13 protein-coding genes and 1 pseudogene are annotated in these 11,615 nt (G+C 37.2%); 12 read left to right on the top strand and 2 right to left on the bottom strand.

The features are described 5' to 3' along the window. Window positions 1-439: 439 nt before the first annotated feature. Both DWX29_RS12130 and DWX29_RS12125 read right to left on the bottom strand, forming a co-directional pair. Window positions 440-1,690 carry a site-specific integrase gene (locus DWX29_RS12130; RefSeq protein ID WP_118565939.1) on the bottom strand — a complete coding sequence of 417 codons (1,251 nt, stop codon included), beginning with the start codon at window positions 1,688-1,690 and terminating at the stop codon, window positions 440-442. 177 nt (window positions 1,691-1,867) lie between these two features. Next, a complete protein-coding gene (locus DWX29_RS12125) occupies window positions 1,868-2,461 on the bottom strand; it encodes a helix-turn-helix transcriptional regulator (protein WP_118565938.1) in 594 nt (197 codons plus the stop codon). 282 nt (window positions 2,462-2,743) lie between these two features. On the opposite strand from DWX29_RS12125, the gene DWX29_RS12120 reads away from it, so the two are divergent. The 12 genes and pseudogenes from DWX29_RS12120 (at window position 2,744) to DWX29_RS12065 (ending at window position 11,484) form a co-directional block, all read left to right on the top strand. Continuing rightward, the gene (locus DWX29_RS12120) at window positions 2,744-3,139 is read left to right on the top strand and encodes a hypothetical protein (protein ID WP_118565937.1); all 396 of its coding nucleotides are present in this window, start codon (window positions 2,744-2,746) and stop codon (window positions 3,137-3,139) included. 26 nt (window positions 3,140-3,165) lie between these two features. Then, window positions 3,166-3,432, top strand: a complete 267-nt coding sequence (locus DWX29_RS12720; RefSeq protein WP_158574550.1) for a hypothetical protein — start codon at window positions 3,166-3,168, stop codon at window positions 3,430-3,432. Window positions 3,433-3,697: 265 nt separating this feature from the next. After that, entirely contained in the window at window positions 3,698-4,060 is a 363-nt protein-coding gene (locus tag DWX29_RS12110; protein WP_015561036.1) for a plasmid mobilization relaxosome protein MobC, read from the top strand. Further along, window positions 4,039-5,871: a relaxase/mobilization nuclease domain-containing protein gene (locus tag DWX29_RS12105; protein ID WP_118565935.1), complete on the top strand. Its 1,833-nt coding sequence runs from the start codon at window positions 4,039-4,041 to the stop codon at window positions 5,869-5,871. The genes DWX29_RS12110 and DWX29_RS12105 overlap by 22 nt, the downstream gene beginning before the upstream one ends. A gap of 145 nt (window positions 5,872-6,016) precedes the next feature. Next, window positions 6,017-6,238 (top strand): helix-turn-helix transcriptional regulator, encoded by a 222-nt coding sequence (locus tag DWX29_RS12100; RefSeq protein ID WP_118351286.1) that lies wholly within the window; start codon window positions 6,017-6,019, stop codon window positions 6,236-6,238. A 336-nt stretch (window positions 6,239-6,574) separates the two neighbouring features. Further along, window positions 6,575-6,922: a transposase gene (locus DWX29_RS12995; RefSeq protein WP_004615306.1), complete on the top strand. Its 348-nt coding sequence runs from the start codon at window positions 6,575-6,577 to the stop codon at window positions 6,920-6,922. Beyond that, the gene (locus tag DWX29_RS12095) at window positions 6,873-7,733 is read left to right on the top strand and encodes an IS3 family transposase (protein WP_347497726.1); all 861 of its coding nucleotides are present in this window, start codon (window positions 6,873-6,875) and stop codon (window positions 7,731-7,733) included. The genes DWX29_RS12995 and DWX29_RS12095 overlap by 50 nt, the downstream gene beginning before the upstream one ends. 181 nt (window positions 7,734-7,914) lie before the next feature. Beyond that, window positions 7,915-8,004, top strand: a pseudogene (locus DWX29_RS13075) (MLS leader peptide); the annotation flags it as partial. A gap of 48 nt (window positions 8,005-8,052) precedes the next feature. Further along, the gene (locus DWX29_RS12085; RefSeq protein WP_001814874.1) at window positions 8,053-8,136 is read left to right on the top strand and encodes a 23S rRNA methyltransferase attenuation leader peptide; all 84 of its coding nucleotides are present in this window, start codon (window positions 8,053-8,055) and stop codon (window positions 8,134-8,136) included. A 124-nt stretch (window positions 8,137-8,260) separates the two neighbouring features. Then, window positions 8,261-8,998, top strand: a complete 738-nt coding sequence (gene erm(B) / locus DWX29_RS12080) for a 23S rRNA (adenine(2058)-N(6))-methyltransferase Erm(B) (RefSeq protein WP_001038790.1) — start codon at window positions 8,261-8,263, stop codon at window positions 8,996-8,998. 361 nt (window positions 8,999-9,359) lie between these two features. Then, window positions 9,360-9,599: a helix-turn-helix domain-containing protein gene (locus DWX29_RS12070; RefSeq protein ID WP_002380754.1), complete on the top strand. Its 240-nt coding sequence runs from the start codon at window positions 9,360-9,362 to the stop codon at window positions 9,597-9,599. A 394-nt stretch (window positions 9,600-9,993) separates the two neighbouring features. Next, the gene (locus DWX29_RS12065) at window positions 9,994-11,484 is read left to right on the top strand and encodes a primase C-terminal domain-containing protein (protein WP_002380753.1); all 1,491 of its coding nucleotides are present in this window, start codon (window positions 9,994-9,996) and stop codon (window positions 11,482-11,484) included. Window positions 11,485-11,615: the final 131 nt, after the last annotated feature.

The raw sequence follows: 11,615 nt of genomic DNA, 5'->3' as shown, positions 1-11,615 counted from the left end.
TGTGAAACATTTCAAATAGCAATACCAGATGAATATAAGGAAAAGTAAAATTTCAGTTTTGTGTTGAATCTCTAAGCAAAATAGCTTATAATTTGACATGCTACATATAGTTATTATCCACAGTTATCGAGTAGGTGTTATCAATGCCGATAACAAAATGATAACATTAGCTCGTATAGGCAGGATAATATGGATATATCAAATAATCAAAAGAACGAGAAACATTACAGAGAATAATTCCTAAACAAAAAGCGTTAGTCTTTGTAGAGTTTGAATAAGAGCCACAAGTCTTGGAATTCGTTAAACAAGCGGATTCCGAGACTTTTTCTTTTGCTCTGCTACTAATTTGCTACTAATAGCAACTACTCTTTTTCTATCGTTTTCAGTTGGTTGTCATTAACTTTAATAGCAAGAAACCCTGATGACTGCTGGATTTCTTTTATATGATCTTTCTTTGTGGCATCTGGATGATTTTCCCTGATGCGGTATTTGGTGGTACTAACGCAGGTCCAAACTGAGGTCGGATTGTTACATCTGAGCCGTTGTCTTGAGTCTGAGACACTTCACATGTGATACCTGCTGCTTCAAGCAGAGGGTTATCAGATGGTGGTTCAGGTGTTGGCGAATCTGTCGCCTGCAATGATTCTAGACTATGCACAAGCTCCTGCTGTTTATGTGGAAACAGATGGGAGTATGTGTTAAGTGTTGTGGATACTTTCTCGTGTCCGAGCCTGTCTGCTAACATCAGCGCATCACAGCCCTGATTAATAAGTAAGCTGGCGTGCGAATGCCTGATATCGTGGATTCGTATCTTCTTTACACCTGTGTTTTTGCAACCTCTTATCATCTCGTGTGAGAGATATGATTTTGTTACCGGGAACAGCCTTTCATCTGCGTCAAGCATATACCTTGACTGGATATAGTCTGATAGCTCTTGGCAGAGAAAATCCGGAATCGGAATCTTTCGCTTACTTTTTCTTGTCTTAGGTGATGTAAATACATCTTTTCCTTCTATCCGCTGATATGTTCTGTTGATGGATATTGTCTTGTTATCAAGGTCAATATCAGCAGGTGATAGAGCAAGCAGTTCACCTTCTCGCATACCAGTCCAGTACAGGACTTCAATGCAGATATATGATAATGGCTTATCTTTTACCCCTTCCCTGAAAGCAATATATTCATCATAAGTCCAGTAATCCATTTCCTCTGCTTTAGCCTTTCCAATGGTGCCTGCCTTGCCGCAGGGATTGGTGTTGAGATCATAGAATCGCTTGGCGTAATTGATGATGCTGTTAAGCTCCGTGTTAATCTTCTTCAGATAGGTCTGGGAGTAATTATTCGGCGAACTCATAAGCTTCGCCTGCCATCTTCGTACATCAGAGGCTTTGATTTCATTAATCGGCTTGCTACCGAAGAATGGAAGAATATGCGTCTGTAGTACCGCCTTTTTTGTTAGAAGAGTTGACTGCTTAAGTCTTGCAGCCATATCCTCCATATAAATTTCATAAAGGTTTTGAAATGTCATGTCAGGATTGGTAGACTGCTGTTCCAAAAAGTCCCTTTCAAATCCTAAAGCTTCCTTTTTGGTGGCGAAGCCTCTTTTCCACTTCTGTTTCTTGATTCCCTGCCAGTTCGTGTAATAGAACTTGGCGAACCATTTACCAGTTTTTTCATCTTTGTAAGCTGGCATAAATATCATCTCCTTTTTGTAAAAATTGTTGTGCAATCATCAAAAGGCTATGATATAATCTACTTGTTCAGGGTGATTATAAAGCCTTCGGGTTAATCACTTACATAGCTTCGGTCATTCCTTTTGCGAGAAGGAGTGTGCCGGAGCTTTTTCTTTACTAAAGGTGTAAGCCTGCAATTATTCAGTTTTTGAATCAGCTTCATTATCCAGTCGGGAATCCTTATAATATGCTAACATATCTGATTTCCATGAACCAAACTTTTCTTTTGAAAGCTTTCCTGTCTGAAGCATATTCTTCTTTGTTATCCAGTTTTCCATAAAGAGACAGAAGTCTGCATCATATTTTCCATCGCCTTTGCCATTAACCTTAATCCCAGCGGTCCATTCAGTATTTTCTGGGGGTTTGGTATTGGTCAGCTCAAATGAAAAGTCAGTAAGTTCAGTTATGGCAAAGAGAGCATTGATTACATCTGACATAGTGTGGAATTCATATGCCGGGTACTCAGTGGTCGTATTATCTTTGGGAATATTATCTTCTGGAGATAAAAGTTCCTGCCATGGAACATTTAATTCATTAGCAATCTGTTTTAAAACATCTATCTTCATTAGTATTTCACCAGACTCATATTTCTGGATAGTACGTTCTGATTTACCAAGATGCTGTGCAAACTCCTTTTGAGTAATCTTCTGTGCTCTGCGCTGTTTCTGTATTGCCTTCCCGATTTCTTCTGGAGAAGACATAGTGATTTTAATGGAATGAGAATTAGTCATTCTGTCCACCTTCCTTTACATGAAATAGTCCGTTGTAAAGATGCGTATAAGATTGATAATAAATGAAATACGTATCAGTAAGTGACTTATTTATGATTGTATGATTACTTTATCATAAATAAAAACGAATTGCAAGTGCGTAATTGTAAAAAGTTCTATTGACAAATTCTGAAAAGGATATTAAGATAAACACGAACTAAAAATACGGAATAAATAAAGAACAGGATAGCTGCTTTGTAAAAACACGTATTTAAAATAACAATTTATGAAAGGAGGAGCTGCATGAAGGGTGTAAAGGAAGCATTCATAGATGCAGGAGAGATAAGCCAGATGCTTGGTATCGGGATGACAAAGGCATATGCAATTATAAAGGAATATAATGCAGAGCTTGAAGCAAAAGGTTATTTCACCATGCGGGGCAAATGTCCAAGGAAGTACTTTGAACAGAAAATCTATGGTTACGAAGATTATTACAATCCGGATTATGAGCCGCTGCGTAATCGGATCAAGGTTGCAGAAGAAATGGATTATGAAGCGGCAGTAGGGGATTCTGTGATAAGTGAACAGGATGAAGTGTATATACCGCCTGAAACAAATGAGATGCCGGAAGCGGATATAGATGTAGCAGAAAATGTGATATCGGATGCAAATGAAATGGCAAAAGAGATAACTGAATAGGTGAATCCGGCAAGTGGGGGCGAAAAGTGCCGCCAAAACATGAATATGGGGGCAAAAAGTGCCCCCAAAACCACAAAGTGGGGGCAGAAAGCGCCCCCGCACAAATCAGAGCCGAAAAAGTGTGGAGGCAAAAAGTGCCGTCAAAATGCAAAAGTGGGGGCAAAAAGTGCCGTCAAAACAGCAAAGTGACGGCAAAAAGCGCCACCACTCAGATAAGCGAGAAAAAAGCCATGGTGGCGGAAAGTGCCATCAAAATGGAAAAGTGGTGGCGGAAAACGCCACTAAAACAGTAAAGTGATGGCAAAAAGTGCCACCATATCAGTAATTATGGTGGAATATTAACCACCACATATCATATATAGGGTGCAGGTGCTCCTGCCAAGACGAAAAATTATGTAAACGCTGATGCGTTTATATTTTTTCGGGAAAAGGTCCGACCTTTTCCGCATCTTGCAAAACCTATAAGCAGAACTTTTAGAAAGGATGAAAAAGCAATGGTACAGATAAAAAGAGATTGGTTTGATACAGAATTTGGAAATTACGAAAGGGGAAAAACGTATGGCAGATGGAAAGAGAAGATACAAGTCTGACAGGAAAGATTATAAGATATCGGTGAAGTTGTCAGAGAAAGATATGGATATTCTGAAAGCGGCACTTAAGCGAACAGGAATGACAGCAAGTGCCTATATAAGAGAATTAATTCGAACAGGAGGAAACATTGATACAAGTTATCCAGAGGACAGGGCAAAAATAATTCGTGTTATTGCAGGTATTGCAAATAATATTAATCAGGCGGTAAAGCTTGGCAATTCACAGGGAAGATTGTATTACAGCGATATTGATAAATTGCAGAACAGTCTGGATGATGTAAAGAAAACATTCGGGGAGGTGCTGGAAGTATGGCGATTACAAAGATCTTAAATATAAAAGAGTCAGAAGGTAGAAATCCAGCATCACACCTAAAGAATGCTTTGGAATATATCCAAAATCCGGATAAGACAGAAGAATGTGTACTGGTGGGCGGTATTAACTGCCTGCCGGATACGGCATTTGAGCAGATGAAGGAGACAAAGAATATATTTTATAAGACAGGTAAAAGACAAGGCTATCATGTGATTATATCGTTTTCGCCGGAAGAAAAAGTAACTGTAGAACAGGCAATGTACGTCCTGGAGCACTTTGCGAAGGATGTGCTTGGTGATGATTATGAGGCTGTGTATGCAGTCCACACAGACAGAGAGCATATGCATGGACATCTTATCTGGAACAGTGTCAGCATGACAACCGGCAAGAAATACAATTCACCGAAAAGCAACTGGAAGAATCATCTCCAGCCTATCACAAATAAATATTGTGATGAACTTGGACTTTCCATAATGCCGGCAGAGTACAGCAAGAATCCAAAGAATATCAGCAGGGACAAGTGGGAAAAGGAAATGTCCATGAAAGAAATAATTCTTCGTGATGCCAAGATGTGTGCATATGCAGCCGGGAATGTGGAGCATTTTAAATATCTGATGAAACGGCTTGGATATGTATTCAAGAAAGATGCTTGGATGGAGGTACAGGCACCGGGATTTCGGTATTATCATAAACTGGCAAAGCTGGACGAGATGTTTTCAGAAGATATGTTACGGCATTATGTGGATATGCCATGGATGGCAAAGCCTTACTTTTATTCGTCTGATATAAGGGAATTGCACAGGGCGAAGCTGTCACCATTCCAGAAGCAGTTTTATGCAAAGCTGTATCGGTTAAGGATTGTAGAGCAGAAGCGGTTTGTAGTCGGCGGAGCAAAGTATGCAGAGGATTTGAAGAGGTTTCATCAGTTACAGGACGAATATTTGTTGCTTGTGAATAATGACATCAAAAGTATTGTGGAGCTTGTGGATTTCATAAGTGAGCAGGAAGAAAGGATTCAGCAGATTGAGGACAGACAGCATGAGATATACCAAGAAAGCTCAAGCCGGAAACGCAGTATAAAGAATGAAGAGCAGTATTGGGAGTATCAGATATGGCATGTGGAAGTGCAGGAAGAACTGGACGAACTGAAGCAGGAGAAGAGAAATGTTAAGAGGCAGATACAGCTTGCTGATGACATTATAAAAGAAGATTTGTATACGGCTTATTATGCGGTGTCGGGGAAGGAGGAGATTGTTGCTGACAGGGATGTTGAGATACCGGGGATGGAAGAGGATACTGAGGTTGAGAAAGCAACGGCAACAGTCGTTGAGCCTGATGCAAATGTTGAGGTCATGAATCTTGACAATAATCAGAATGAAATAAGCAGACTGAAAGAGCAAGCTGATAGTGCGAGAAAACAACAGACTGATTTAGATGGCATAGGAATACCAGAGATTCATAATTCGTCTGATGTGAATATGGCAAGAGTTGGCGAAAGTATAACTGATGTAAAAGGTAAAAGTGAATTTGTGGAACCTAAAGAAAAAGAGCCTATGGACAAAGTTGGCTGGATTGTAAGGAGAATATCAGAGCTAGGTGGTTATGAGAATGTCAGTGATTCTGTTAAGGCAGATATATTCGGATTTGATATTGCTGATGTAAGTGAAAGTATAAGACTGTTTTCGGATGCAATGAAACGGCTGGGGATAAAGCTTGATGGAGATGAGCTTTATGAGGAGTTTCAGAGGATTTATGATGAGAGTGTTGGCAAAGATGCTGGTAAAGATAAGGTGGAAGATAAGATGTGGAATAAGGGCAGAGGGAGATGATTTCTCTGCTTATTCTATAAATATAGGTTGGATATGGTCAGATGTATTATAGATTGAAAAAATCAATTTAAGATTGAATTAAAACAACTCAAATGATATACTAAAAAGGTAATAAATAGTTGTGATGATACGAAAGGGATTAGCAATGGCAATCAGATACAACAGATTATGGAAAAAATTAATAGATGAAAATATGATGAAGATAGACCTTAGAGAAAAGGCTGGAATTACAACAAATGCTTTGGCTAAATTAGGAAAGAATGAGCATGTAAATACACAGGTTCTGGAAAAAATATGTAATGTATTGCATTGCAATATACAGGATATTATGGAATTTGTTCCAGACGAGGAAAGGGAAGAAAAATAATATGGCGAAGAAGAAAAATGTTGAAAAGGCATTAAACATAGATAGTATTTATAACAAATTTTATATCTGATTTTTGATTATCCGCATAAACACTATACTTTCAAGCATTTTGAAATATAGGAAAGCACTCATTTTACCACGAATTTACCACGATTGAATGAGCCTTGATATGACGTAAGAATTTGAAAAGGACACCGTATAGTTTGGTGTCCTTTTACATGAAAATCATTAGTCGCTATTGATTGTTATAATGGTATCGTAATTTAAGACACTTCAAGAGACATTTCTTAATGAATCTGATATACTGTAAACACTACAGAAAGAAGGATTATTATTATGTCTCGAACAAGAAGAAATTTCTCTGCCAAATTCAAATCAGAATTAGTGATTGAACTGCTCAAAGGAGAAAAGGACTTAAATACAATCGCAACCGAAAACAATATTCAGCCGAATCTTCTCCGCAACTGGAAGAAGGAGTTCCTCGATAAAGCATCCGTGGTTTTTAATGACACACGAGAGGATAATCTGAAAGAAAAACTCGCTTTAGAACGCAAGGAAAAAGCTGAATATGCGAAAAAAGTTGGCCAGCTCACCATGCAGGTGGATTGGTTGAAAAAAAAATCTGAAGAAACACTTGGACCTGACTACGAGAGTAAATTTAGTCCAAAACCTTTTGAAGACTAAAGAACTTCCAGTTAAAACAGGAGCTACACTTCTTGATATCAATCGTACCAGTGTTTATTACAAGGGCATGCCCATATCTCAGGAGGAGTTGGATTGCAAATCGATCATAGATCGATTACACACGGATAATCCGGTCTGGGGAGCACGACAACTGTCTGCTCAACTGAAGAAGCGTGGGCATCAGGTTGGTCGCCGGAAAACGCGCCGTTATATGAATGAAATGGGGATTGATCCAATTTATCCAAAAATGAACCTTTCTAAACGTATGCGACAGGCTAAAGTCTGCCCGTATCTGCTACGTAACGCCGTTATCGACCGTCCAAATCAGGCATGGTCAATCGACATTACATACATCCCCATTAAGCGTGGATTTCTGTATCTGACCGCTGTGATTGACTGGTACAGCCGCTGTATCGTTGGCTGGGAAGTCGATGATACTCTGGATACCAGAATGGTCATAACTGCGTTAAAAAAGGCGTTTATAGTGGCAAAACCTGTTATCCTGAATTCAGATCAGGGCTGTCAGTTTACAAGCAATGAGTACATGAATTTCCTCAAAGAGAACCAGATCCGTCAAAGCATGGATGGTAAAAGCCGGTGGGCTGACAATATCATGATTGAACGATGGTTCCGAAGCTTCAAGTACGAGGAAGCATATCTGACCCAATATAACAATATCAGAGAAGCACGGAAGGCAATCGGTAAATATGTGCACACTTACAACTTTGAACGTTGTCATTCTGCACTCAATAATCAAACACCGGCATCCTGCTATTATCCGATTCTGTTACTGGATGATCATGCAGCCTAAGGGGGGATTTTCTCCCCTACCCAGTTACATATATCAGTTCATTATAAAAAGCTTAGATTTTTGTCTTGACAACTGAACCACTATATGTTATTATACATTTTGTTAATTGTTCTTATTTCTTTTACGTTTTTTACCGAAAATCATGAGTATTGTCCGAGAGTGATTGGTCTTGCGTATGGTTAACCCTAAAGTTATGGAAATAAGACTTAGAAGCAAACTTAAGAGTGTGTTGATAGTGCATTATCTTAAAATTTTGTATAATAGGAATTGAAGTTAAATTAGATGCTAAAAATTTGTAATTAAGAAGGAGGGATTCGTCATGTTGGTATTCCAAATGCGTAATGTAGATAAAACATCTACTGTTTTGAAACAGACTAAAAACAGTGATTACGCAGATAAATAAATACGTTAGATTAATTCCTACCAGTGACTAATCTTATGACTTTTTAAACAGATAACTAAAATTACAAACAAATCGTTTAACTTCTGTATTTATTTATAGATGTAATCACTTCAGGAGTGATTACATGAACAAAAATATAAAATATTCTCAAAACTTTTTAACGAGTGAAAAAGTACTCAACCAAATAATAAAACAATTGAATTTAAAAGAAACCGATACCGTTTACGAAATTGGAACAGGTAAAGGGCATTTAACGACGAAACTGGCTAAAATAAGTAAACAGGTAACGTCTATTGAATTAGACAGTCATCTATTCAACTTATCGTCAGAAAAATTAAAACTGAACATTCGTGTCACTTTAATTCACCAAGATATTCTACAGTTTCAATTCCCTAACAAACAGAGGTATAAAATTGTTGGGAATATTCCTTACCATTTAAGCACACAAATTATTAAAAAAGTGGTTTTTGAAAGCCATGCGTCTGACATCTATCTGATTGTTGAAGAAGGATTCTACAAGCGTACCTTGGATATTCACCGAACACTAGGGTTGCTCTTGCACACTCAAGTCTCGATTCAGCAATTGCTTAAGCTGCCAGCGGAATGCTTTCATCCTAAACCAAAAGTAAACAGTGTCTTAATAAAACTTACCCGCCATACCACAGATGTTCCAGATAAATATTGGAAGCTATATACGTACTTTGTTTCAAAATGGGTCAATCGAGAATATCGTCAACTGTTTACTAAAAATCAGTTTCATCAAGCAATGAAACACGCCAAAGTAAACAATTTAAGTACCGTTACTTATGAGCAAGTATTGTCTATTTTTAATAGTTATCTATTATTTAACGGGAGGAAATAATTCTATGAGTCGCTTTTGTAAATTTGGAAAGTTACACGTTACTAAAGGGAATGTAGATAAATTATTAGGTATACTACTGACAGCTTCCAAGGAGCTAAAGCGCTCGGGACCCCATTAAGTATTTTTAAAAGCATGGTCGCAAGTTTCACTAGCAGCCATGCTTTTATTGAATCATTGTAGGACATTTTAAAGATAATTGCCCACTTTAAAATTAAACATGTGCTTAGAATCGTTCTAGGCAACACCAATAACAATCACTAATCACAAGTGATTTGTGATTAATCACTTGTGATTTACAAGGTGTAACGATATAATTAAATGGAAAACGTGCAAAATATTTACATAAACAGGAGGGAGAAACTTGGAACTAGCATTTAGAGAAAGCTTAAAAAAGATGAGAGGTACCAAATCAAAAGAAAAATTCTCCCAAGAATTAGAAATGAGTAGATCAAATTATTCATTGATTGAATCAGGAAAATCAGATCCGACATTAAAAACATTGGAACGAATTGCAGAATTGACAAACTCAACCTTAGTTATTGACTTAATTCCTAATGAATTAGAACAAGTAGAGTTGCAAATAGAAGAAGAGAAGCAATGATTGTCGTTAATATATTTAACGAAATTGTTGCTTATTTTTTTTAAAAGCGGTATACTAGATATAACGAAACAACGAACTGAATAAAGAATACAAAAAAAGAGCCACGACCAACTTATTTTCCGCCAAGAAAATAAGTTGCGAGCCTTAATTGATTACCACCAATCAATTAAAGAAGTCGAGACCCGAAATTTGGTAAAGTATTTAATTACTTTATTAATCAGATACTTAAATATCTGTAAACCCATTATATCGGGTTTTTGAGGGAATTTCAAGTCTTTAAGAAGATACCAGGCAATCAATTAAGAAAAACTTAGTTGATTGCCTTTTTTGTTGTGATTCAACTTTGATCGTAGCTTCTAACTAATTAATTTTCGTAAGAAAGGAGAACAGCTGAATGAATATCCCTTTTGTTGTAGAAACTGTGCTTCATGACGGCTTGTTAAAGTACAAATTTAAAAATAGTAAAATTCGCTCAATCACTACCAAGCCAGGTAAAAGCAAAGGGGCTATTTTTGCGTATCGCTCAAAAAAAAGCATGATTGGCGGACGTGGCGTTGTTCTGACTTCCGAAGAAGCGATTCACGAAAATCAAGATACATTTACGCATTGGACACCAAACGTTTATCGTTATGGTACGTATGCAGACGAAAACCGTTCATACACGAAAGGACATTCTGAAAACAATTTAAGACAAATCAATACCTTCTTTATTGATTTTGATATTCACACGGCAAAAGAAACTATTTCAGCAAGCGATATTTTAACAACAGCTATTGATTTAGGTTTTATGCCTACGTTAATTATCAAATCTGATAAAGGTTATCAAGCATATTTTGTTTTAGAAACGCCAGTTTATGTGACTTCAAAATCAGAATTTAAATCTGTCAAAGCAGCCAAAATAATCTCGCAAAATATCCGAGAATATTTTGGAAAGTCTTTGCCAGTTGATCTAACGTGCAATCATTTTGGGATTGCTCGTATACCAAGAACGGACAATGTAGAATTTTTTGATCCCAATTACCGTTATTCTTTCAAAGAATGGCAAGATTGGTCTTTCAAACAAACAGATAATAAGGGCTTTACTCGTTCAAGTCTAACGGTTTTAAGCGGTACAGAAGGCAAAAAACAAGTAGATGAACCCTGGTTTAATCTCTTATTGCACGAAACGAAATTTTCAGGAGAAAAGGGTTTAATAGGGCGTAATAACGTCATGTTTACCCTCTCTTTAGCCTACTTTAGTTCAGGCTATTCAATCGAAACGTGCGAATATAATATGTTTGAGTTTAATAATCGATTAGATCAACCCTTAGAAGAAAAAGAAGTGATTAAACTTGTTAGAAGTGCCTATTCAGAAAACTATCAAGGGGCTAATAGGGAATACATTACCATTCTTTGCAAAGCTTGGGTATCAAGTGATTTAACCAGTAAAGATTTATTTGTCCGTCAAGGGTGGTTTAAATTCAAGAAAAAAAGAAGTGAACGTCAACGTGTTCATTTGTCAGAATGGAAAGAAGATTTAATGGCTTATATTAGCGAAAAAAGTGATGTATACAAGCCTTATTTGGTGACGACTAAAAAAGAGATTAGAGAAGCGCTAGGCATTCCTGAGCGGACATTAGATAAATTGCTGAAGGTACTGAAGGCGAATCAGGAAATTTTCTTTAAGATTAAACCAGGAAGAAATGGTGGCATTCAACTTGCTAGTGTTAAATCATTGTTGCTATCGATCATTAAAGTAAAAAAAGAAGAAAAAGAAAGCTATATAAAGGCGCTGTCAGAGTTTTTTGACTTAGAACATACATTCATTCAAGAGACTTTAAACAAGCTAGCAGAACGCCCAAAAACGGACACACAACTCGATTTGTTTAGCTATGATACAGGCTGAAAATAGATAAAGTCCGTATAATTGTGTAAAAGTAAAAAGGCCATATAACAGTCCTTTTACGGTACAATGTTTTTAACGACAAAAACATACCCAGGAGGACTTTTACATGACCCAAGTACATTTTACACTGA

It is taken from the genome of Eubacterium sp. AF19-12LB (genome assembly GCF_003479125.1).
In the GTDB taxonomy this organism is placed as follows: domain Bacteria; phylum Bacillota; class Clostridia; order Lachnospirales; family Lachnospiraceae; genus Eubacterium_U; species Eubacterium_U album.
Note: the sequence above shows the minus strand (reverse complement) of the source record. Positions and strands in the feature narration are given on the sequence as shown.